This is a genomic window from Acinetobacter bereziniae (genome assembly GCF_016576965.1).
GTDB classification, from domain to species: Bacteria; Pseudomonadota; Gammaproteobacteria; order Pseudomonadales; family Moraxellaceae; genus Acinetobacter; species Acinetobacter bereziniae.
In genome coordinates this window covers 4,652,560-4,673,745 of sequence record NZ_CP066119.1, presented here as the reverse complement: position 1 = coordinate 4,673,745, position 21,186 = coordinate 4,652,560, and the positions used below count along the sequence as shown (strand labels likewise).

The 21,186-nt window shown below is 37.6% G+C and carries 25 protein-coding genes; 10 read left to right on the top strand and 15 right to left on the bottom strand.

Annotation, left to right across the window (positions count from 1 at the left end; genetic code table 11):
- Positions 1-134 precede the first annotated feature (134 nt).
- Together I9192_RS21910 and I9192_RS21905 are read right to left on the bottom strand one after the other, a co-directional pair.
- Entirely contained in the window at positions 135-1,295 is a 1,161-nt protein-coding gene (locus I9192_RS21910; protein WP_004824012.1) for a glutathionylspermidine synthase family protein, read from the bottom strand.
- A gap of 34 nt (positions 1,296-1,329) precedes the next feature.
- On the bottom strand, positions 1,330-1,710 hold the full coding sequence (locus I9192_RS21905) for a hypothetical protein (protein ID WP_004824014.1): 381 nt from the start codon (positions 1,708-1,710) through the stop codon (positions 1,330-1,332).
- A gap of 216 nt (positions 1,711-1,926) precedes the next feature.
- On the opposite strand from I9192_RS21905, the gene I9192_RS21900 reads away from it, so the two are divergent.
- Complete coding sequence (locus I9192_RS21900) at positions 1,927-2,511, top strand: nucleotidyltransferase family protein (protein ID WP_005034853.1); 585 nt, start codon at positions 1,927-1,929, stop codon at positions 2,509-2,511.
- 120 nt (positions 2,512-2,631) lie between these two features.
- Here I9192_RS21900 and I9192_RS21895 read toward each other — a convergent pair whose 3' ends face one another.
- The 3 genes from I9192_RS21895 to I9192_RS21885 all read right to left on the bottom strand — a co-directional run bounded on the left by I9192_RS21895 (position 2,632) and on the right by I9192_RS21885 (position 5,865).
- Positions 2,632-3,597: a TerC family protein gene (locus tag I9192_RS21895; protein ID WP_004824018.1), complete on the bottom strand. Its 966-nt coding sequence runs from the start codon at positions 3,595-3,597 to the stop codon at positions 2,632-2,634.
- 289 nt (positions 3,598-3,886) lie between these two features.
- Positions 3,887-4,426, bottom strand: a complete 540-nt coding sequence (locus I9192_RS21890; RefSeq protein WP_005034855.1) for a cysteine hydrolase family protein — start codon at positions 4,424-4,426, stop codon at positions 3,887-3,889.
- A gap of 230 nt (positions 4,427-4,656) precedes the next feature.
- Positions 4,657-5,865, bottom strand: a complete 1,209-nt coding sequence (locus tag I9192_RS21885; RefSeq protein ID WP_005034857.1) for a sugar transporter — start codon at positions 5,863-5,865, stop codon at positions 4,657-4,659.
- Positions 5,866-6,039: 174 nt separating this feature from the next.
- Here I9192_RS21885 and I9192_RS21880 point away from each other — a divergent pair, with 174 nt between their 5' ends.
- From I9192_RS21880 to I9192_RS21870, 3 genes are all read left to right on the top strand, one after another.
- Positions 6,040-6,327, top strand: coding sequence for a GNAT family N-acetyltransferase (locus tag I9192_RS21880; protein WP_004824024.1), 288 nt, complete (start codon positions 6,040-6,042; stop codon positions 6,325-6,327).
- 53 nt (positions 6,328-6,380) lie between these two features.
- Positions 6,381-6,665: a GNAT family N-acetyltransferase gene (locus tag I9192_RS21875; protein WP_004824026.1), complete on the top strand. Its 285-nt coding sequence runs from the start codon at positions 6,381-6,383 to the stop codon at positions 6,663-6,665.
- A gap of 66 nt (positions 6,666-6,731) precedes the next feature.
- Complete coding sequence (locus I9192_RS21870; RefSeq protein ID WP_058971384.1) at positions 6,732-7,106, top strand: hypothetical protein; 375 nt, start codon at positions 6,732-6,734, stop codon at positions 7,104-7,106.
- Positions 7,107-7,150: 44 nt separating this feature from the next.
- Here I9192_RS21870 and I9192_RS21865 read toward each other — a convergent pair whose 3' ends face one another.
- The 3 genes from I9192_RS21865 to mpl form a co-directional block, all read right to left on the bottom strand.
- Positions 7,151-7,996, bottom strand: a complete 846-nt coding sequence (locus I9192_RS21865; protein WP_010591792.1) for an IS3 family transposase — start codon at positions 7,994-7,996, stop codon at positions 7,151-7,153.
- The gene (locus I9192_RS21860) at positions 7,993-8,505 is read right to left on the bottom strand and encodes a helix-turn-helix domain-containing protein (RefSeq protein WP_005029281.1); all 513 of its coding nucleotides are present in this window, start codon (positions 8,503-8,505) and stop codon (positions 7,993-7,995) included. Before I9192_RS21860 ends, I9192_RS21865 begins: the two co-directional genes overlap by 4 nt.
- 74 nt (positions 8,506-8,579) lie before the next feature.
- Positions 8,580-9,947: a UDP-N-acetylmuramate:L-alanyl-gamma-D-glutamyl-meso-diaminopimelate ligase gene (gene mpl, locus I9192_RS21855; protein ID WP_200150036.1), complete on the bottom strand. Its 1,368-nt coding sequence runs from the start codon at positions 9,945-9,947 to the stop codon at positions 8,580-8,582.
- A gap of 298 nt (positions 9,948-10,245) precedes the next feature.
- On the opposite strand from mpl, the gene I9192_RS21850 reads away from it, so the two are divergent.
- The 5 genes from I9192_RS21850 (at position 10,246) to I9192_RS21830 (ending at position 14,992) form a co-directional block, all read left to right on the top strand.
- Entirely contained in the window at positions 10,246-10,722 is a 477-nt protein-coding gene (locus tag I9192_RS21850) for a hypothetical protein (RefSeq protein ID WP_228289330.1), read from the top strand.
- Between the two features lie 65 nt (positions 10,723-10,787).
- The gene (locus I9192_RS21845) at positions 10,788-11,132 is read left to right on the top strand and encodes a DMT family protein (RefSeq protein ID WP_004824031.1); all 345 of its coding nucleotides are present in this window, start codon (positions 10,788-10,790) and stop codon (positions 11,130-11,132) included.
- A gap of 293 nt (positions 11,133-11,425) precedes the next feature.
- Positions 11,426-11,938 carry a 5-(carboxyamino)imidazole ribonucleotide mutase gene (gene purE / locus I9192_RS21840; protein WP_004718991.1) on the top strand — a complete coding sequence of 171 codons (513 nt, stop codon included), beginning with the start codon at positions 11,426-11,428 and terminating at the stop codon, positions 11,936-11,938.
- A 15-nt stretch (positions 11,939-11,953) separates the two neighbouring features.
- The gene (locus I9192_RS21835) at positions 11,954-13,075 is read left to right on the top strand and encodes a 5-(carboxyamino)imidazole ribonucleotide synthase (RefSeq protein WP_009584727.1); all 1,122 of its coding nucleotides are present in this window, start codon (positions 11,954-11,956) and stop codon (positions 13,073-13,075) included.
- A 627-nt stretch (positions 13,076-13,702) separates the two neighbouring features.
- Positions 13,703-14,992, top strand: coding sequence for a lytic murein transglycosylase (locus I9192_RS21830; protein ID WP_200150034.1), 1,290 nt, complete (start codon positions 13,703-13,705; stop codon positions 14,990-14,992).
- A 71-nt stretch (positions 14,993-15,063) separates the two neighbouring features.
- On the opposite strand, the gene I9192_RS21825 is transcribed toward I9192_RS21830, so the two are convergent.
- Both I9192_RS21825 and I9192_RS21820 read right to left on the bottom strand, forming a co-directional pair.
- Entirely contained in the window at positions 15,064-15,447 is a 384-nt protein-coding gene (locus I9192_RS21825) for a hypothetical protein (protein ID WP_010590990.1), read from the bottom strand.
- A 111-nt stretch (positions 15,448-15,558) separates the two neighbouring features.
- Positions 15,559-16,479: a matrixin family metalloprotease gene (locus I9192_RS21820; protein WP_200150033.1), complete on the bottom strand. Its 921-nt coding sequence runs from the start codon at positions 16,477-16,479 to the stop codon at positions 15,559-15,561.
- Positions 16,480-16,554: 75 nt separating this feature from the next.
- Between I9192_RS21820 and I9192_RS21815 the strand changes: the two genes are divergently transcribed.
- Complete coding sequence (locus I9192_RS21815; protein ID WP_227567278.1) at positions 16,555-17,142, top strand: hypothetical protein; 588 nt, start codon at positions 16,555-16,557, stop codon at positions 17,140-17,142.
- A 10-nt stretch (positions 17,143-17,152) separates the two neighbouring features.
- Here the strand turns inward: I9192_RS21815 and I9192_RS21810 are convergent, their stop codons facing one another.
- From I9192_RS21810 to dnaK, 5 genes are all read right to left on the bottom strand, one after another.
- Positions 17,153-17,665 (bottom strand): hypothetical protein, encoded by a 513-nt coding sequence (locus I9192_RS21810; RefSeq protein WP_100886223.1) that lies wholly within the window; start codon positions 17,663-17,665, stop codon positions 17,153-17,155.
- A gap of 2 nt (positions 17,666-17,667) precedes the next feature.
- A complete protein-coding gene (locus tag I9192_RS21805) occupies positions 17,668-18,084 on the bottom strand; it encodes a hypothetical protein (protein WP_009584741.1) in 417 nt (138 codons plus the stop codon).
- Between the two features lie 103 nt (positions 18,085-18,187).
- A complete protein-coding gene (locus I9192_RS21800) occupies positions 18,188-18,484 on the bottom strand; it encodes a putative quinol monooxygenase (RefSeq protein ID WP_100886222.1) in 297 nt (98 codons plus the stop codon).
- Between the two features lie 50 nt (positions 18,485-18,534).
- Positions 18,535-18,906 (bottom strand): MerR family transcriptional regulator, encoded by a 372-nt coding sequence (locus I9192_RS21795; protein ID WP_228153649.1) that lies wholly within the window; start codon positions 18,904-18,906, stop codon positions 18,535-18,537.
- 209 nt (positions 18,907-19,115) lie between these two features.
- Entirely contained in the window at positions 19,116-21,059 is a 1,944-nt protein-coding gene (dnaK, locus tag I9192_RS21790; protein WP_005034883.1) for a molecular chaperone DnaK, read from the bottom strand.
- Positions 21,060-21,186: the final 127 nt, after the last annotated feature.

The window sequence follows — 21,186 nt, the reverse complement described above, 5'->3', positions numbered from 1 at the left end:
GCAGAGTCATAAAAGGGATTTATCTCACTGGATAAACCCCTTAGTTTAAATAGTGGATATGATATTTAGAGATTTTTAAATGTTTAATCGCCAAAATAATGACAGTGTTGTACTGAATATTGGTCTGTTTAAAATTACTCTAGAAAATAATGGGCTGCAAAATGTGCATCATTCCCAATAATGTCAAATTCATCTTCTCGAATCGACATACCTGCACAAGTATGTCCAACCATCCATAAACCCAGTGTTGGAAGTTTACCGTCATACAATGGGGTATTGACCCATTTTTGCGCAATATAACCGTATTTATCATAATCATCAAAGTAGAAGCTTCCTGAAGCAGCGCCCTGATCAATATTATCTTCTACTACACGGATATTTGCGCCTTCTCGGGCGAGAATAGGCTTTTTCACCCATTTGCCTTGTAATGAAACATTGGTATCGAAGGCATGGGATTCAAGTAAATAAGGATGGTTTGGAAACTTTTTCCAAAGTTCTACCAAAATTGCTTTATTTGACAGCAACATTTTCCAACATGGCTCGACCCATTGGGTGGAGGGTTTTAAATATTGAGAAAAGTTTTCTTCCCAGACCCATTCCCAAGGGTAAAGTTTAAATAGCTGATCAATCGATTGATCATTCAAATCCACAAAGTTTTGTCCATCCCATCCGATATTTTCCATCGAAAGTTCGGACACACGATGTCCTGCTTGGAACGCCGTATCCATTAAATATTCGAGATTTCCCCAATCTTCACGTCCGGCTTCTTGGCAAGCAGCGAAATGAATATGCGAACCTCGTGGAAAAATCGTTTTCCAGCGATTAATCAGATCTTCGTGAATACTGTTGAATTGATCACGATGCGGAATATTTTCCACTTGTTCAATCCAATGCCACTGAGCAACTGAGGCTTCGAGTAACCCCGTGGGTGTGTCTGCATTGTATTCCAGCATTTTGATTTGACGACCATCATAGGCAAAGTCAAATCGACCATAGAGCATGGGTGCATGGTTGTGCCATGAATGTTCAATGAGTGGGATTGCAGCCTGTGGAATTTGAAAATAATCAGGATAATCACCTTTTTGAATGATTTCTCCTGCCACTTGCATGCACATCTGGTGTAATTCATTCGAGGCATCTTCAAGTTGCTCAATTTGCTTTAGGGTAAATTCATAAGCAACCCCTTCAGACCAGTAAATGGAACCATCCAGAGAAGGTAAGTTGTAATAATCAAAACCAATTTTTTCGTGTTCTTGTTGCCAGTTGGGACGAGCTTGGAAGCATTTTCTTTTCATAATATTCTAAATCATAAGATTGCGTATAAGATGTCTAACCACCAAAAGAGAACCCACTGCGCCCAAAGCCTCCACGCACAGGCGAAGATTTGCTATTACTTTTGGTGACTTGAGAAACCTGCGGTTGTCCAACACTTAGATTTGTCGAAGGTTCAACTTTACGTCCTAAATAATTTACTTTGCGATTGCCTTCATAATATTGTGGGCCAATAAAGCGAGAGCCAGCATAGTATCCACCAGAAGAATGACTACCAGAAGAACTTGTTGCTGTTTCCTCTTCACAGAGATCAGTGTTCCAGTCATATGAACAGTCATATTGGCTATTATAAACATCTTGAACAAGGGGTTTGTTATTGCTACTGCATGCTGTAATTAAAAGAGGGACTACAACCAGACTGATTTTTTTTGAACGCATGATTAGCCTTAGATCATCGAGTATTTTTATCTATTTGCTTTATAACATGATAAAAAGAAATTGTTTTATGCGCTGTATGATATGAGGATGTATGTTGAATGTACAGTCTGTGATTTATAAAATTGTTTTTTATCTGGATAATCGTCTGAAAATAAATCGATATTCAAACCATTTAGACATTGAATGATTGCGAAATAGCGTTGAATAAAAAGAGCCATGAACTATACAAAACAGCTTGAACAGATGATTTATAGCTCCCCTCAACTGATGATGAGGTTACAGTATTTGCGAGAACTACATGCAGATGCCTATTTGAGTGCAGGGGTCATTCGCAATATGGTATGGTCTAATTTACACGATCAGGTTTATTGTCTTGATGACACCGAGATTGATGTGATTTTTTATGATTTAAAAGATCAATTAGGGGGTGAAGAACGGCGTTTAAGCCAAGAATTAAAACAAAAATTCCCAAGCAATGATTGGGATGTGGTCAATCAAGCCTATGTTCATCTATGGTACAAAACCGATGATGGGAATGCGATTAGTCAATATTCTTCATTATTTGATGCTTTATCTGTTTGGGTTGAAACCTCAACTGCAATAGCTGTTCGTCTACAACAGTCTGGTCAATTAGAATGGATTGCGCCTTTTGGACTCAATGATTTATTTGAGTTAAAGTTAAGATGGAATGCTCGTTTAGTCAGTTATGCCACCTTTGTACAACGAATCGAGTCTAAGCGTTTTTTGCAGAGATGGGACAAATTGGTGATTGTCGATCAACCATTTAGAGATCAGGAATAGCTCAGTAAAGAATGAATTCAATATTCCAAAGCATCCCATGATCAAGTGGTATTTAAAACGCATTCCTTGCTTAGGATGTCCTGATAAAAAAGCCCTCCGAGTGGAAGGCTTGGTTTAGTTTTATAAACGGGTTTCCTGATGCTTTTTGTTATGGCGGATCGACAGCCAAGCGGTAATGGTCAATACAATAACAATGAACCCTAAAGAAATCCAAATTGGCATATGGAATACATCCAACATTAACATTTTAAAACCAATGAACAGTAAGATAATTCCTAAACCGTAAGGTAAATAGTGCATCTTTGACGCAGCACCAGACAATAAAAAGAACATCGCACGCAAGCCTAAAATTGCCATTAAGTTCGCCGTGAGTACAATAAAAGGATCACTGGTGACCGCAAAAATAGCTGGAATTGAATCGACAGCAAAGATCACATCAGATGCTTCAACTAAAATTAATACTAGAAATAACGGCGTTGCCCAAAGTACACCATTTTGACGGACAAAGAATTTAGCGCCTTCCAGTTTAGGTGTAATGCGCATGTGTTTACGTAGCCATTTTAGAATCGCCATATCTTCGATATTGGTTTCTTCCTCATCTTGACCTTTCAGGAATTTGAATCCTGTATAAACGAGGAAAGCACCAAAGATATAGAGAACCCAAGAGAACTCTTGAACGAACCAAGCACCAATAAAGATAAATAGAGTACGTAAAATAATTGCGCCTAATACACCATAGAGTAAAATTTTACGCTGTAAGCCTTGTGGAATCGCAAATGCAGCAAAAATCATTAACCAAACAAAAACGTTGTCAATTGCTAAGGATTTTTCTAAGAGATAGCCTGCAAAGTATTCCATGGTTTTCGTATTGGCTATGGCAACACCCGCAGTTTGCTGTAAATACAGCCATAAACCGCCACCAAATAAAGCAGCGACACTGACCCACGCAATACTCCAGTAGGCAGCAGTTTTAATTTTAACGTCTTGACCTTCTTTTTGCTTAAAGCCTAAAAAGTCAATCAGTAACATCACGATGACGATAGCGAAGAACGCTAAATACAGCCATGGATTGCCTATAGATTCCATAAAATTCTCCGAATCTGGCAATCAGGCATAAAAAAACCTTGACCTGTTGCCAGATGATTAAACATCTGTATCAACATGATCAAGGTCTTGCCTACATTTTAGCGTTTATAACATGACTAAAATGCTCAGATACCGGCTTTTCAAAGCGTAATGACGATATTCTGATTGGAGGAGGCTACTCCCCTTGTTCAATAAACTGTGTAAGAAATAAAAATTTCTTTATATGCGCAGAGAATCGCACATTTATTTAAAATGTGCAAATATTGAATGTATTTTTATGTAGCTTAAATTATGTACAAAATTCAGCGCAGGTTTTTAACTGCGCAAAAGCCTGACTGAGTGTTTGATGATGGTGTTGAATAATCAGCTGCGCATTGAGTACGGCTGAATCTACAGTACTGTGTGCATCGGAAATCAATTGCACCTTAAATCCTAAATCTTTTCCTGCACGACAAGTGCTATCTATACAAAATTCAGTTTTTAAACCGCAAACAATCAGCTCTTGTATATTCAATGACTTCAATCGTTGTTCTAAATCAGTTTGAAAAAAACAATTTGGGCGAGTTTTTTCCAATACATGATCAACATCATGATCAATATTTAATTCTGTAATTAATTGAGTTATTAGACTATGAGGTGCCATAGCAGTATCAGCACCACCCACATGACGGATTGCAAACACGGGAATGTCCTTTAGATGAGCATATTCAATGAGTTGATTGATATTTTGCAATAATTGATGAGCTTCAAATGGAGGCTGTGGAGCGCGAAACAAACCATTTTGCATATCCACTACAATCAAGGCTTGTTTGTTTTGAGGGTCTGACATGAGTTTCTCCGTAACAATGTGCCTAATCACGGAGCCAAAAAATAACCCCGCACATTTGGCAGGGTTGGTTTTACAATTTATTTTAAATGCAAAAAACCACACTGCCGATGCAGTGTGGTGGTGAATAATCTAATGAAAAAGAAAGTTTGCATTGATCATCATATAATGACTAGATAACTTTGATTAAATTAAAGTTATTGAGTCGAGATGTCACTTTAAAATTTGTAAATTTAAGCTTTTTGAATAAAATCTTTACGTTGTACCAGCACTAAAGCGAGCAGCGTACCCAATACAGCAATGATACCGCCAACCACACCAATATGATTGAGCCCATAACTGGCAGTAACTAGACCTCCGAGTAGTGCCCCGCCACCGATACCGACATTGTAAAGCCCAGAATAAATGGCCATCGCCACATCTGTTGCATCAGAAGCTAAATTTAATGCTTTGGCTTGTTGAGCTAAACTAAAGCAAATAATTGCCATTCCCCAGAACAAACTTAACACACTGAAACTGACAAAATCGATGCTTAATGTGGTCAATAACAGCATAGAAATCGCCAGTATCAGACTGCTGAGTGGGATTGGCAATTTTGGATATTTTTTAGCAAATTTTCCAAATAAATAGGAGCCAAAAAAGCCTGCTGCGCCATAGATGAGTAATAAGGTTGTGGTTTGTGTTGAGCTAAAATGTGCAACATTTAAGGCAAAAGGTTCGATATAACTATAAGCCGTAAACTGTGCTGTAATCACAATCACAGTGAGTGCAAAGACCATCATCAAACTAGGGCGTTTTAGAAATACTTTTAAGCTGCTTAAAGAACCAGAGTTGACACTCGGTAAGCGTGGTAATGTTTTGGCTAAAATTAAACAGACAACAGCTGCGCCAATGGCGATCAAGCCAAAAGTATTACGCCAACCATAAGATTCTCCCACCATTCTGCCAAAAGGAATACCTAAGACCATCGCCAGCGCTGTGCCTGTGGCCAATAGACCTAAAGCTTGAAACTCCTTACCTTTGGGGGCGACACGAACGGCTAGCGAGGCAGTGATCGACCAAAACAGCGCATGCGAAAATGCGATACCAATTCGGCTGGCAAGCAGTACATCAAAACTCCATGCAAAATAAGACAAGGCATGACTGGCAACGAAAACCATAAATAAGCCAATCAGCAAAAAGCGTCTTTCGATATTTTTGGTGAGGAGCATAATAGGCAAAGAAATCGGTGCAACTACCCATGCATATAGAGTAATCATGATGCCGACATCCGTGGCTTGCATACTAAAACTTTTACCAATATCGCTGAGTAAAGCTACGGGTACAAATTCTGTGGTATTAAAAATGAAAGCAGCAAAGGCAAGGCTGATTACACTGACCCATTGCTGCGTTTCACTGGGGGCAGATTGGGGTGTGGGCGTTTGGGAAGAGGAACTGGACATGATCATATTTTCAAAGATTAGCACTAAATTTTAGGCTGATTTTTGCATAAAGTTAAGCTTAAGTTTTGATACATAAAAATTAGGATTGTCGGACAAAACTTAACAATAAACCCAATAAACTTATGGCATTTTGAATGTGCTTTTAAGTTTGTATGTATATAAAGAGTAAATAAAATGTTAGAAATTAGACACAAAGATGATGGAAAAAAAGGTGAGTTTTATATTGGTGAAGACGGTCACCATTTGGCTGAAATGGCATATACATGGGCAGGTGAAAATATGTTGATTATTGATCACACACTTGTAGAAGATGAGTTGCGTGGTCAAAGTGTGGGACGTAAGTTATTGGATCAAGTGGTGGATATGGCACGTTCAAAAAATGTGAAAATTATCCCTCTATGCCCTTTTTCAAAATCTGTATTTGATAAAGATCAATCGATACATGATGTTTTGAAATCTTAAGTTTGCTTTGTTAAAGTGGAATTGTGTCATAAATCATTAATGAGAAATAATAGATGCAATTCCAACATATCGATAATCAACATAAGGGTGAGTTTTTCTTAGATAATCCTCAAGGACAGCGTATTGCTGAAATCAGCTATGTTTGGAGTGGTGAACAGCAGATTATTGCCAATCACACTTGGGTTGATGATTCCCTACGCGGTCAGGGTATCGCCCGCCAATTATTAGATACTTTGGTTGAATTTGCGCGTGAAAAACAACTAAAAATTGTGCCAACATGTTCATATGTGGACGTGATGTTTAAACGTGAAAAAAGCTTTGCAGATGTCAAAGCATAGATAGATATACATACATTTAATGTCCTACCTGGATTGGACTGTTAAAATTGAGTTAGATACTTCAACATGTTAAAAAAAATTCTGATCGCTTTATCATTATTGATCAGCCCTATACTGAGTTATGCAGAAAGTTGTTTTGAATTAAACTTACGCGCTTATCAAAAAGAGCAAGAGATCAACCCACGTTGGGAATTAGTGGCTCAATCGAAACATCGTATATATTTTTATTCAGCGCCTAAAAACTTTTGTAAAATGAATGATACTTTTGTTATTCAAAATGATAATGTTACAGCATATTCAGTGTATAAAGATCGGGCAAAACAAGCGTGGGTCTATGTGGTATTTAATGATCCAAATCAACATATAGAAGATGACTTGGTTGAAGGATGGGTCAAACTTAAAGATTTTAAAGCTTTGCAGAAAACAGCGACCCCAGATTAAACGAAAAAAACCACATTTGGACTGAACCCCAAATCTTGGACAGTTTAGTTAACGCTGGATTGAGTTCTGAATTGAACAGGGCTCAATCCTTTTAGTTTAATTTGTATTCTCTCATGATTATAGTAATGGATGTAGTCATGAATTTGTTGCTCTAAGACTTCAATGCTTTCTGGTTTCTCTAGATAAATCGTCTCTGATTTTAATGTACCAAAGAAACTCTCCATCAAAGCATTGTCCCAACAATTCCCTTTTCTACTCATACTTTGCTTAATCTTATTCGCTTTAAGCGTACTCCTAAATTGGCTCATTTGATAATGCCAGCCTTGATCTGAATGAAGCATAAGCTTGTGTTTTCGTGAGTTTGGTAAATGACTTATGGCTTGATCAAGCATATCTTTAACAAGTTGAAATACTGGGCGTCTTGAAAGTGTATAGCTCACAATCTCATTGTTATAGCAGTCTAAAATCGGAGATAAATATAACTTCGTATCAGCAACTTTAAATTCGGTTATATCTGTCAGCCAACGCTTATTGGGTCGCTTCGCTTCAAAGTTACGTTTGAGTTTATTTTTGACTATTTTATTGGATGTACCTTTGTAGGCATTGTACTTTTTACGCCGAATCAATGAAATTAAACCAAAGCCTCTCATCAACCTAGCAATCAATTTATGGTTATGATGAAGACCTTGTTGCTTCAAGGCTAAAGTGATTCGTCTATAACCATATCTACCTTTATGCTGATCATAAATTTGGCAAATTCGTTGCTTGAGCTCTGCATATTTATCTACGGCATTTAGCTTGGCTTTATGATAGTAGAAACTACTCCTCGATAACTCAGCAATATCTAAAAGCAATGGCAAAGCAAACTCAGTACTCATCTGATCAATCAACCTTGCTTGTTGTCCTTTTTGGGTGGATTCAGCAAGGCGTCGAGCTTTTTTAAGTAAGCATTCTCAGCGCGTAAATAGAGTAGTTCATGCTGAAGCTCAGCAGTTGTTTTTTCATGATCAGGTTTATCAACAATATATTTATGTTTATTTTTAGACATGGGTGCTCTTCCTTTAGACTTTGGTTCTAGTCCAAGCATACCATCGGTTTGATAGATTTTACGCCATACACTGATCAAACTCGGGGAAGAAATACCAAAACGAAGAGCTGTATCAGATAAACTTAATCGCTCATCCTGCATAGTTGTTAATACTTTATATTTAAATTCAGCTGTATAAATTGTCTTATTCTGTTTTGGTTTTATTGCATCAATTCCACCTAAGTTGAATTGAGCCAACCATTTAGAGACATCCTTATCACTAATCGAAAAATGCTTGGCTGTTGATAAACTAGAATGGCCTTGAGCATAATAAGCAATGACTGCTTGTTTAAACTTTAAATTGTATTTCATAAAAATACCCTATAAGTTGTGTCCAACTTATAGGGTTCAGTTCAATTTTGTGGTTTTTTTCGTTTCTAGAAAACTTATTTTGCTTTTAATGCAGTAATTAGTTTTTGGTGTAATCCACCAAAACCGCCGTTCGACATGATCACTACGGCATCGCCCTCGCCTGCCTCAGTGCGAATGGTATTGATAATCTCATCTAAGGTACGAGCCACAACAGCTTTATTTGTGGCTGCATCAATCACGGGCTGTAAATCCCAATCCAAGCCTTCAGGTTGATACCAAATGACTTCATCTGCCAAACGTGCAGAATACGCCAACCCGTCTTTATGGCTACCCATACGCATGGTATTTGAACGTGGTTCAATGACTGCCCATAGTTTACGCTCGCCTAAGCGTTTGCGTGCACCTTCTAAGGTTGTATCAATCGCTGTTGGATGATGGGCAAAATCATCGTATACCTCAATACCATTTACAGTATCGAGCAATTCCATACGGCGTTTCACCCCGCCAAAATTCGATAAGGCTTTACAAGCCGTTGCAATGTCGACCCCTACGTGCTCCGCAGCAGCAATCGTTGCTAAGGCATTGGCAACACTATGCTGCCCTGTCATATTCCATTGAACTTCGCCTTTGACTACGCCGTGTTGTAAGACTTTAAAATGTGAACCATCCGCAGAAAGTTGCTCCGCATAGACTTCAGCACTGTCGTTGGCATCTAATGAAGTCCGAACCACTGGTGTCCAACACCCCATTTGCAAAACTTCATCAATATTGGTTTCAGTGATCGGTGCAATAATGCGACCTTCGCTGGGAATGGTGCGGACTAAATGATGGAATTGTTTTTGAATCGCAGCCAAGTCATCAAAAATATCGGCATGATCAAATTCAAGATTATTTAAAATTGCAGTTTTTGGATGATAGTGTACGAATTTAGAACGTTTATCGAAGAACGCAGAATCGTATTCATCTGCTTCTACACAGAAGTATTTTCCTCCGCCTAAACGTGCACTTTCACTAAAACCTAAAGGTACACCACCAATTAAAAAGCCTGGATTTAATCCTGCCTGATCCAACACCCATGCCAACATGGTTGTGGTGGTGGTTTTACCATGTGTGCCTGCAACACCTAAGACATGTTTACCTTGTAATACATGGTCAGCAAGAAATTGTGGTCCTGAAATATAGGGCAAACCTTCATTCAACATATATTCAATAGCATCAATACCACGTTTCATGGCATTACCAACAATCACAAGGTCTGGGTGGGGCTGTAAATGGCTACGGTCATAGCCTTGCATCAAGGTGATACCTGCATTTTCAAGCTGGGTTGACATCGGCGGATAAACATTTGCATCTGAACCCGTAACCTTATGACCTAAATCACGTGCCAATAATGCCAATGAGCCCATAAAGGTGCCGCAAATACCCAAAATATGCAGATGCATTCGTTTTAACTCCAGTGCTTTTATAGACTCATCACTTTGTGCTTGTGATGTAGCCGATTCATTTGATTTGAGAGCAACGATAGCAAGGCTTAAAGCGAAAAGATAGTTTTTCTTGTTACGATTTTAAAGCATAGCTTTTGCGGATAAAATCCTGCATATTTGCAGTTGAATATAGGTGCTCGCATAAATTTTATTATTGCCAAACATGTCAAAATCTCGGAAAAGAACAGCAAAAAAATTCGTCTTAAATCAGGTTTATCCTTATTCTTCGATCAGTAGTTTATTGATTGCTTTGCCAATGATGTTGATTTATGGCATTGCCTATTATTCTTTGTTGGGTGACGGTTTTTATTTAGGTCCAGTAAGCTTAACGTTTTTGCTTTATTTTGCTACAACGACAAGGATAATCCGACTATTTTCTAAAGATGTCACCATTTGGTTTGATGATCAGTATATGTATCTTCAATTCAATCAAAAAGCGCCACAAAAATATGCCAAACAGGAAATTTTAGGTTTTTACAGCTATGATTATTCAACCAAATCACCTTTATTATTCAATTCAAAAGTTTCCATTCATTTTTATCTTGATCAGGGTAAAAAAATATTTTTAAATGATTCTTCTTATAGAAATATCGTTGATGAAGAAAAGCGTCTAGTATTACTTAAATTTTTAAAAACAGCTCAAAGTGAGCTTGAGTTTTCTCCCCTTCATGCCAAATCTAGATTCTTTGCTCATCATGTGTATTGGTACGCGCGTCAGCATGATCGAGATTGAAGGTTTTTCACTTTTAAAAAAATGCAGTGTAATCTATTGAGGCATACATCATTGTTGAGCTAAAAATGGCTTTATCTCTACCGCTTTTATTGCTGATTATCTCCAATTGTTTTATGACTTTGGCTTGGTATGGTCATTTAAAGTTCCTCCATGAAGCACCTTTGTGGCAAGCCATCTTATTTGGTTGGGTGATTGCCCTGCTTGAATACAGCTTTATGATTCCTGCAACTCGCCTTTTGGCTCAACATGGTTGGTCATTGGGACAAATGAAAATTACCCAAGAAGTGGTCACACTCTTGGTATTTGTTCCTTTTATGATTTTTTTATTTAAACAGCCTTTTAAGTTGGACTATCTATGGGCAGGATTATGCTTGTTGGGATGCGTATTTTTTGTCTTTAGAAGTCAGTAAGATCAATAGACAAAGTTAAAATAATGATGATTTTAGAAGCGTCCATCATGATTTTTTAACAGAGAAAGGTTGGCTGGCTTTTTCTATTTTTATGTTGTTTAGGGACTCAAGCCTGATATTACCCTTCGACCCAAGCGTTTAAGGTGGTTAAATTAAAAAAATATTGCATTGCTACGTCTGTTAAATTTTCGTGAGATGAAAAATCAGTCTATAATAGCGAGCTTCTTGATATTCATTTAAACACTGATCACCAGTATTTAAACTTCCTTACATTGGTTTATGGAATATATGCAATGAATGCGGCCGCTGTACAAGACGCTCCTCTAGTTGGAATTATCATGGGTTCTCAATCAGATTGGGCAACTCTCGAAAACACTGCCAATATGCTTAAACAGCTTGGTGTTCCTTTTGAAGCTGAAGTTGTTTCTGCGCATCGTACGCCAGATCGCTTATTTGAGTATGCTGAAACAGCACGTGAACGTGGTATTCAAGTGATTATTGCTGGTGCAGGTGGCGCAGCGCATCTACCAGGGATGTGTGCAGCAAAAACAGATCTACCGGTGCTTGGTGTGCCAGTGAAGTCTTCGATTTTAAATGGTGTTGATTCGTTATTGTCTATTGTGCAGATGCCTGCTGGTATTGCCGTAGGTACATTGGCGATAGGTCCTGCTGGTGCAACCAATGCCGCGATTATGGCAGCACAGATTTTAGGTTTAACCCGTCCAGAGATCGCAAAAAATGTTGCAGATTTCCGTGCGGCACAAACTGATAAAGTGGCTAGTAAAAACATTCCGGGTCAAGCTTAAAACGGGACACAGGTTATGAATAAAACCATCGGTATTTTTGGTGGTGGTCAACTCGGCCGTATGATGGCGCAAGCTGCGCTACCGTTAAATATTCAATGTACTTTTCTTGAAGCCAATACAGATTGTCCATCTGCGATATTAGGGCAAGTATTTTCAACAAAAGCTGAAAATGGCTTGCAAGACTTTATTGCAAGTGCCGATGTATTTAGTTTGGAATTTGAAAATACGCCATTGATTGATGTAGATGTATTGACCAAACATAAGGACTTACATCCACCACGCCAAGCTTTAGCCATTGCACAACATCGCCTTTCAGAAAAAGCGTTGTTTGATGCGTTAGAGATTCCAGTTGCGCCATATAAAGCGGTAGATTCTCTGGATAGTCTCAAGCTTGCAGTTGCTGAATTAGGACTGCCGATTGTCCTGAAAACCGCGACTGGTGGTTATGATGGTAAAGGTCAGTTTGTATTACGTTCAGAAGATCAAATTGACCAAGCTTGGACAGAGCTTGGTCCAGCAGGTTCGTTAATTGCTGAAAGCTTCGTTATTTTCTCTCGTGAAGTTTCAATTATCGCAGTACGTGGTATTGATGGAGATGTAAAAACTTGGCCATTGGCTGAAAATCATCATCACAATGGTATCCTTTCACATTCGATCGTTCCTGCTCCAAATAGTTCAGATTTGCAACCTGTTGCACAAGACTATATCACTCGCCTTTTAAATCATTTGAATTATGTGGGTGTGTTGACTTTGGAGCTGTTTGTCACTGAAAAAGGCTTGTATGCCAATGAGATGGCGCCACGTGTGCATAACTCGGGGCACTGGTCAATTGAAGGTGCTGTATGCTCGCAATTTGAAAATCATGTCCGAGCGGTTGCTGGGTTACCTTTAGGTTCAACAGAAGTTGTACGTCCAACGGTGATGGTCAATATCATTGGTCAATATCCACCATTGGAAGAGGTTTTGGCATTAGAAGGTGCTCATGTGCATCTTTATAACAAGACTGAGCGTGAAGGTCGTAAAATTGGACATATCACTTTGATGCCAAATGATTCTAAGGAATTAACGACGCTATGCCGTCAGTTAGCAAAAATTCTGCCAAATCCACTGTCATTAAGTGAAGATATGAGCATCTAAACTCAATATTGTGTGTAAAAAAAGCAGTCAAGGTGTTGGCTGCTTTTTTCTTTTTCGATGTTCTGTATGATGGCATTCCTTTATTTTTTGGGTATTTTGATCTCAACTTACATCGAAAAATGACATATAAAAATAACAACGAGCTTTAAAAATAAGTATTTTAAATCTCAAAAAATCGATAATTTTTTGAATTCAAAACCATTCATGCTGCCAACTCAATTGTATCATTCTAGACTTATCCACAAAAAATCTAAGACATAAAGTTAAATATTTTTGAATTTAAAACTTTAAATTTAAAGCTGATGGAGATTTGAATTTAAAATCAATCTTGTGGATAACTCGCATTGTTAAATTTTGGGAGTGTGTTGTGGATAAAAACTAGAACAATTTGAATTTAAAAATGTGCAGAAAAATAAGAATTAATTTGAATTCATAAATGAATTTAAAACTGTATGTTGGGGGCTTGTGTGGATAACTTTATTTTAAATTCAAAGTTACGATGTTGAGAGTTTTGAATTTAAAATTGGAAAATGAATTCAAAATTTACGTTTTTACATCTGTCATTTTATTCACAGGCTGTTATGGTATTCAGATAATTTAAATTTAAAACTATTTTTTGTGGATATTATGCGCCATTTAACTTTGATTTGTGGATCTGTTTTATTCGCGGCATCACATGCCAATGCTGAATTAATTATTAATGGTCAGGCGGTGTCTAGCTCACCAGTGACAACAACTCAAGATACAACTTATACACCTAATTCTAATTTTCAAAGCTGTATTGCAAATTTACGTTCACAAGCTGTGAGCTCTGGTGTAAGCGGTTCAACCTATGATCGTTATACACAAAATTTAACGCCTGATTATTCCGTCATTAGTAAATTAGACTATCAACCAGAGTTTTCTACTCCGATTTGGGACTATCTTTCAGGTTTAGTCGATGAAGAACGTGTTGAAAAAGGGCGTCAAATGCTGAGCCAGCATCGGGATGTTCTTAACCGTGTTGCGGCTGCTTATGGTGTTCCTGCAGAAACAGTGGTTGCCGTTTGGGGTGTAGAAAGTAATTTTGGAGATATTTCTGGAAAATATCCATTATTACAAGCCTTAGGGACATTAAGCTGTGAAGGGCGTCGCCAAAGCTATTTTAGAGGTGAGTTTTTTGCCACGATGCGTATTTTACAACGTGGAGATTTACGCGAAGATCAACTGAAAGGCTCATGGGCTGGTGCATTCGGTCATACTCAATTCATGCCTTCTACCTATGAAGAATTGGCTGTGGACTTTGATGGTGATGGACGTCGTGATCTGGTTTCAAGTACTTCTGATGCTTTAGCTTCAACCGCTAATTTTTTGAAAAAGCGTGGATGGCAAACAGGAATGCCTTGGGGCTTTGAGGTAAAAATTCCTGCAGGTGCATCAGTGTCTGGAGAAAGTCGCCGCAATAAAAAATCACTCAGTTCTTGGGTCAATCGTGGTTTTACACGTGTCGATGGCACACCAATCATTCAAGGAAACTTATCTGAAAGCTCTCAAGCTGGTTTAATGATGCCTGCGGGTGCAAATGGTCCAGCATTTTTGGTGTTTAAAAACTTTGATGCAATCTATTCCTATAATGCTGCTGAAAGTTATGCACTCGCAATTGCACATTTATCAGATCGTTTACAGGGTAAAGGAGGGTTCCAAACGGCTTGGCCAACAGAAGATGCTGGAACATCTCGTGCAGAACGCCGTGAAATTCAAAACTATTTATTGAAGAAAGGCTATGCGATTGGCGATGCTGATGGTCTGATTGGTGATAAAACTCGCCAAGCTATTCAACAAGAACAGGTCAAATTAGGATTAAGTCCAACAGGTCGAGCAGGGCAGCAGATTTTAAAAGCATTTAGAAATGAGGCTGCAAAAAGTATGATGCAGTAAAGATATGTTGTATTCAGGGCAACGAATACAATAAAAAGGTCTGCAATTGCAGACCTTTTTATTGATTGGATTTATTCAATCGCAGATTGATCGATTTTGACAGCTTCTAATACATCTAAAATGACCGCAGTAACATCCTGAGTGTGATCTCGATCATTAAAGATTTCATGTGCAGTAATAGTCACATCGGTATCACTAGGCAATTGCTTCTGTTCTTCTTCGATCAAATGCTGGATTGGAAGTAACGTTTGTTTGATTTCAAGATGTAAAATATCTGTAAACTCAATATTTTCATCTTCCAGTTCAATAATTTGCTCATTGAAGTAAGGCAATAAAATAGAATGAAGGTATGGCTGAAGTTCAGTAATATCATAGATTTCAATATCACGAGTTTGCTCAATCGTGCTGATATGATCATTTACTTCCAGAATAATATGATAATAGCTCACAGTCATCTCCTCAATTCATTGCGTATTCAGTTCACAATAACATGAATTTGAAAAAAATAATTTAAATACATAAGAAAATTATGGATTTAAATGCTGATGATTCATTATTAAATTTTCTTATCGTTGTCTTGAGTTTAGCATGGCTAAATCAGCTTGAGTTAATCTAAAATTTTTCAAATCTTGTTCTTTCATCATCGGATACATGAGTGCTTTAGGGTCATTATTATGTGCAAGACCTAAAGTATGACCTAGTTCATGTGCAATGGTGACTCTTAGATCTGCATCGGACTCAAATTCATAAATATTAATGGTTTTACCGTCAAATACACCTTTGTCAAATTGGCGTGGCTGAAAACGCATATTAAACTGATCAACAGATTGATTATATTGATGGTTTACTGAATTAAGCTGCTCGACTTGACGATTTAATGTATCTACTTTTTGGTTATAAAGATCTAATTGTTGTTTCAATTGACTCTGTTCAATGATCAATTGATTTTTTTGTTGATCTAATTCAAATCTTGCAGATGCATCTAAATTTTGCCTTGATTGATTAAGTGCATTGATCAGTTGATTATATTGTTCAACTTTATGTTGATAACTATGCTTTTGAAAGTCTAGTTCTCGATTGGCTTGATTTAATTCAAGATGCAGTTGTTGAATTTTTTGCTTTTCACTTTGAGAATATTGTTGGGTATTTTCTAAGGTGCGTAAGGCTTGAGTTCTGGCACTGGACTCAGCTTGGCGCTCATCATAAATCAAATTAATCGTCAGCTTTGCCTGATCGTCATAAACAAATAAACTTTGCATTGTACCTAAGTGCCATATGTCAGCCGCTTCTTGCGCTAAATTTTTTACCTGTGCTTTGCTCAGATGGAAGCGAGGATCAACTTCACCAATGCGATAACGCAATCGAGTATCTAAAGGGTGTGTAATACGATCAATCGCTGAATTATGGTCGAGTTGCGGATACATCATGCGTTGAATCGCAAAATATGCCGTAAAAATAATGACGCTAACAATAATCCAGAAACGCATGCTTGCTTAAAAAAATAATTTTTGTTATCGATAATTTATCTGAAAATTACACAATCGCAAAGACTGATGAATGGAATGTTGATTTTAGGCTGGATTTTTTTAATTGCGGGCATTTGCTGTTGGGTGAATGTCATATATTGCTTGGTACAGCTCTTTCGAGCAAAGTTAGTGCTAGAAATGCCTTTGGTGCAAAAGTCTAAAAATTTTAGCGTTACTCATAAAGGTGGCTATTCAATTTGGCAGGAAGGACCATTATTTAAACTCGCACCTATGGCTTTTATTCACCCTAAAATCGTCAATCTCGATTCACAAGAGGAGGTTAAATTGACCCCAAGTCTAGGACGACCACATAAAAATAGTTTTACACGAGGTTCAAATTTAATGTTTTATTGTGAGTTGGAGGTTGGAAATTACAACTTAACGATTGTTGAAGGCTCATCATTAAATCAGTTAGAAAAACAAATTTCCCAGAAAGTGATTGATCACTTACCAATAAATAAAGTCCTTGATCAGCAATACAATCTACAAATAAAACAAAGCCTCAGCAAAAAACAACGACTAATTATGTTGATATGTATATTTGCAGGATTATTTTTATTCATGAAAGGATTGTTTACCCTATTACAGCTCAGTTTAGGAATTAGGATGGAAGGCGTGATCTGATCAATTTTATTTAGGGGCTAAACAGGATATGAATATCAATAAACAGCAGGATAAATGCCAGTGCACTTAGGAATCTGTTCATCCAAACGGATATGCTTAAGTATTCAGTAGTGATATACAGGGATTTAAATTGTAAGGGATGTCGCATGATATAACTGATTTTCTGTTTAAACGCTGCGGTGACAGCGTATTGTTGTTTTAGAACAACTTGCCGCACAATAAAAGCATTTATCCACCAAAATACCAGTAAAATCATTAAAATAATCAAGATACTCAACCCCAATCGAATCCAATCATTCTGCTCAAAAAAAGCTAATTCAGTATAAAAATGGCTCATCAGTACGATGCTGACCAGTAACATCGTGCGATAAAAACTTTGTTGGATAAATTGAAGATGCAAAGGGTGGTTGAGTTTTTGCGTATCTGAGCGACTGACAATCTTGCGGGCAACAAGAGCAAATACATGACATAGAATTTCTAGAAAGACGTATAAAGCAAGGCTTATGCTGAGGACTTTATACATGATTAATCGTGTTCAAAAATAGGTTGATACAGTGAGGGTGTCACTAAAATCATCAATAAAATACCTGAACAGACAAAGGCAAGATCGTTAAAAATCGCAGCATAACTGGTCATGTAAATCCAGTGCATATACGGCATGAAATAAAGTAAAAATGTTGGAAAAAAACTATAAAGATAGGCTTTTCTTGCCCATTCTTTTTTCAAGCATAAGCCAAAAGTGATGATGAGTATAATTAAGCCTGCAACAGACATCACTGCCAACTCCCAAGTCTGTGGGTCTTGATAGAGGGTTTTATCAAGTAGTATTAACTCAGGTTCAGTGCAGTATATGTCTATGATTGCCGCAATAACGGGCAAAAAAAACTGAGCAAGGATCAAACTATAATAAACAGCGGGTGAAACAGCAGGGGAGTTTTTCATCGTTTGATCCATTATTATTGTGATAATTAAGATAAAAGATTTAATGCGGATTAGCAATTCATCATCTTGAAAAATCACAATGGGCTTAGCTATACATGAGGTCTTATAACACGCAATCGCTAACGAAATGCTGTACCACTTCAGTTAAATTCCGTGCCAAATATTCTTGAGTATAAACCTGCTTAAAATGAGCCTGATACGCTTGTTCTGAATCAAAGCGTTCCCAGAGCAGTAAACGTCTTGGCTCTTGTTGACATTGATGCAGTTGGAACATGCTACATTCTGGTTCTTGTAGAAGGGTCATTGTGCATAATGATTGTAAAGCTTCACGGGTTTCTAAGATTTTATTTTCATCTAGTATTCTTAATTCTGCGGTGATGTAAAAGCCTGAATGAAACATGTTTTTTACTCCGATTTAAAGTAGGAAGTAAAAAGCTTAACTGCTCGAGTTCACTCTAGCTCAAGCATTTTTTCAGCATAAATTTTAATTTTATAGTCAACAATAGTTTGCTCTTGTTGAAGTCTTTGAATTTCCAGTTTTAATTGAGCAGAATGCTCAATCAGAAGCTGTTGTCTTTGTTTTAAAGTGTGTTCTCCCTGTAAACGAAATTCGGCAAAATTTTGAATTTTTTCTAAAGGCATTCCTGTTGATTTTAAACGTTTGATCCATTCAAGCCATTCTAAATCAAGTGAAGTATATACACGTTGTCCTGACAGGTTACGATGGATGTTTTTCAGCAACCCAATTTGTTCATAGTAACGTAGTGTATGGATGGATAAACCTGTTTTTTTAGAAATGTCAGAGATTAGCAAAGCACACACTCCATATAGTCAATCTGTTGAAAGATGCAAACAGTAAAATATAATTTCTCTGGACCCATAAAATCAATGCGATGAAAATAGTGTTGAATGATATAAAACTTTCATTGCCAAGCTTTAGATCTAAAGTTTAAATAGACTTGTATAAAGATGATTTGCCAGTATAAAAAAACCGCTCAATCTCTTGAGCGGTTTTCGATTAAAGCGACAAATTATTTTTTGTCATCTTTTACTTCTGTGAATTCAGCATCGACTACGCCATCATCAGCTTTTTGCTGTTGTTGACCTGCATCACCACCGAATTGGTTCGGGTCAAAGCCTTGTGCTCCACCTTGACCTTGAGTAGCTTCATAAGCGCGTTGAGTGATCGGCATAATGATGTTTTGTAAAGCTTCAGTTTTCGCTTTGATTGCTTCAACATCATTTTCTTTCGCAGTTACTTCTAATTCAGAAACTGCTGTTTCAATTGCAGTTTTTTCATCAGCAGTGACTTGCTCGCCAAGATCTTTAACTGCTTTATTTGCAGAAGCAACTAAAGCATCAGCTTCGTTACGTGCTTTTGCAAGTTCTTCAAACTTACGATCTTCTTCAGCATTTGCTTCAGCATCTTTGATCATTGCTTCGATTTCAGCATCAGACAAACCTGAGTTTGCTTTAATCTGGATTGATTGCTCTTTACCAGTGCTCTTATCTTTAGCAGATACTTTCAAGATACCATCAGCATTAATGTCAAATGATACTTCAATTTGTGGCACACCACGTGGAGCAGGTGGGATATCGCCTAATTGGAAGTTACCCAACAATTTGTTTTGTTGAGCCATTTTACGTTCACCTTGGTAAACTGAAATGTCTACTGCTGGTTGGTTGTCTGCTGCTGTAGAGAATACTTGAGATTTCTTCGCAGGAATCGTCGTGTTTTTCTCAATAATTGCAGTTAACACGCCACCCATGGTTTCAATACCTAGTGTTAACGGTGTTACGTCAAGTAAAAGTACGTCAGTTTTGTCACCAGACAATACTGCACCTTGAATTGCCGCACCGATTGCAACAGCTTCATCTGGGTTCACATCTTTACGAGGTTCTTTACCGAAGAACTCTTGTACTTTCTGTTGAACCATTGGCATACGTGATTGACCACCAACCAAAATCACGTCAGAGATATCAGAAGTCGAAAGACCTGCATCTTTAAGCGCAATTTTACAAGGCTCAATCGTACGAGCAACTAAGTCAGCAACTAAACCTTCTAATTTCGCACGTGTTACATTCATCACTAAGTGTTTAGGACCTGTTGCATCCGCAGTGATGTATGGCAAATTAATTTCAGTAGAATTTGATGAAGAAAGCTCAATTTTGGCTTTTTCAGCAGCTTCTTTTAAACGTTGCAATGCAAGAGGATCTTGTTTCAAGTTGAAGTTTTGTTCTTTTTTGAACTCTTCAACCAAATAGTCGATCAATGCATTATCAAAGTCTTCACCACCAAGGAATGTATCACCATTGGTAGACAATACTTCGATTTGTTGGTCGCCATCTAAGTCTGCGATTTCAATGATTGATACGTCAAATGTACCACCACCTAAGTCATATACCGCAACTTTACGGTCGCCTTCTTTTTTATCCATACCGAACGCAAGTGCAGCAGCAGTCGGTTCGTTAATGATACGTTTAACTTCTAGACCTGCAATACGACCAGCATCTTTCGTTGCTTGACGTTGAGCGTCATTGAAGTAAGCAGGTACAGTAATAACCGCTTCAGTTACTGTTTCACCTAAATAATCTTCCGCAGTTTTTTTCATTTTTTTCAAAATTTCTGCTGAGATTTGTTGAGGTGCAAGTTTTTTATCATTCACTTCCACCCAAGCATCGCCATTGTCTGCTTTGATGATTTTGAATGGTGCAATACCGATATCTTTTTGTACAGCTTGATCTTCGTATTTACGACCGATCAAACGTTTGATTGCGAATAATGTATTTTTAGGGTTAGTCACTGCTTGACGTTTAGCAGACTGACCTACAAGAATTTCGCCATCTTTATATGCAACGATAGAAGGTGTTGTACGCGCGCCTTCAGCATTTTCAATTACTTTAACTTTATCGCCTTCAAGTACAGCAACACATGAGTTTGTTGTACCTAAGTCAATACCAATAATTTTAGCCATAAATCTATTCCTCTAAATTCTTTTGAATCCCTTTTATTTCTCCCTTGAGAAAGGAAGTGTTAAAAGGATTTTCTTGTTATCCGATATGAGAGCCATTCAAAAATTTTCAAGTCATTATTTGAGAAAA

Excerpts from the sequence above, each read along its gene's own strand:
- I9192_RS21910 (WP_004824012.1), bottom strand. The coding sequence starts at position 1,295 with ATGAAAAGAAAATGCTTCCAAGCTCGTCCCAACTGGCAACAAGAACAC.
- I9192_RS21905 (WP_004824014.1), bottom strand. The coding sequence starts at position 1,710 with ATGCGTTCAAAAAAAATCAGTCTGGTTGTAGTCCCTCTTTTAATTACA.
- I9192_RS21900 (WP_005034853.1), top strand. The coding sequence starts at position 1,927 with ATGAACTATACAAAACAGCTTGAACAGATGATTTATAGCTCCCCTCAA.
- I9192_RS21895 (WP_004824018.1), bottom strand. The coding sequence starts at position 3,597 with ATGGAATCTATAGGCAATCCATGGCTGTATTTAGCGTTCTTCGCTATC.
- I9192_RS21890 (WP_005034855.1), bottom strand. The coding sequence starts at position 4,426 with ATGTCAGACCCTCAAAACAAACAAGCCTTGATTGTAGTGGATATGCAA.
- I9192_RS21885 (WP_005034857.1), bottom strand. The coding sequence starts at position 5,865 with ATGTCCAGTTCCTCTTCCCAAACGCCCACACCCCAATCTGCCCCCAGT.
- I9192_RS21880 (WP_004824024.1), top strand. The coding sequence starts at position 6,040 with ATGTTAGAAATTAGACACAAAGATGATGGAAAAAAAGGTGAGTTTTAT.
- I9192_RS21875 (WP_004824026.1), top strand. The coding sequence starts at position 6,381 with ATGCAATTCCAACATATCGATAATCAACATAAGGGTGAGTTTTTCTTA.
- I9192_RS21870 (WP_058971384.1), top strand. The coding sequence starts at position 6,732 with ATGTTAAAAAAAATTCTGATCGCTTTATCATTATTGATCAGCCCTATA.
- I9192_RS21860 (WP_005029281.1), bottom strand. The coding sequence starts at position 8,505 with ATGAAATACAATTTAAAGTTTAAACAAGCAGTCATTGCTTATTATGCT.
- mpl (WP_200150036.1), bottom strand. The coding sequence starts at position 9,947 with ATGCATCTGCATATTTTGGGTATTTGCGGCACCTTTATGGGCTCATTG.
- I9192_RS21850 (WP_228289330.1), top strand. The coding sequence starts at position 10,246 with ATGATGTTGATTTATGGCATTGCCTATTATTCTTTGTTGGGTGACGGT.
- I9192_RS21845 (WP_004824031.1), top strand. The coding sequence starts at position 10,788 with ATGGCTTTATCTCTACCGCTTTTATTGCTGATTATCTCCAATTGTTTT.
- purE (WP_004718991.1), top strand. The coding sequence starts at position 11,426 with ATGAATGCGGCCGCTGTACAAGACGCTCCTCTAGTTGGAATTATCATG.
- I9192_RS21835 (WP_009584727.1), top strand. The coding sequence starts at position 11,954 with ATGAATAAAACCATCGGTATTTTTGGTGGTGGTCAACTCGGCCGTATG.
- I9192_RS21830 (WP_200150034.1), top strand. The coding sequence starts at position 13,703 with ATGCGCCATTTAACTTTGATTTGTGGATCTGTTTTATTCGCGGCATCA.
- I9192_RS21825 (WP_010590990.1), bottom strand. The coding sequence starts at position 15,447 with ATGACTGTGAGCTATTATCATATTATTCTGGAAGTAAATGATCATATC.
- I9192_RS21820 (WP_200150033.1), bottom strand. The coding sequence starts at position 16,479 with ATGCGTTTCTGGATTATTGTTAGCGTCATTATTTTTACGGCATATTTT.
- I9192_RS21815 (WP_227567278.1), top strand. The coding sequence starts at position 16,555 with ATGTTGATTTTAGGCTGGATTTTTTTAATTGCGGGCATTTGCTGTTGG.
- I9192_RS21810 (WP_100886223.1), bottom strand. The coding sequence starts at position 17,665 with ATGTATAAAGTCCTCAGCATAAGCCTTGCTTTATACGTCTTTCTAGAA.
- I9192_RS21805 (WP_009584741.1), bottom strand. The coding sequence starts at position 18,084 with ATGAAAAACTCCCCTGCTGTTTCACCCGCTGTTTATTATAGTTTGATC.
- I9192_RS21800 (WP_100886222.1), bottom strand. The coding sequence starts at position 18,484 with ATGTTTCATTCAGGCTTTTACATCACCGCAGAATTAAGAATACTAGAT.
- dnaK (WP_005034883.1), bottom strand. The coding sequence starts at position 21,059 with ATGGCTAAAATTATTGGTATTGACTTAGGTACAACAAACTCATGTGTT.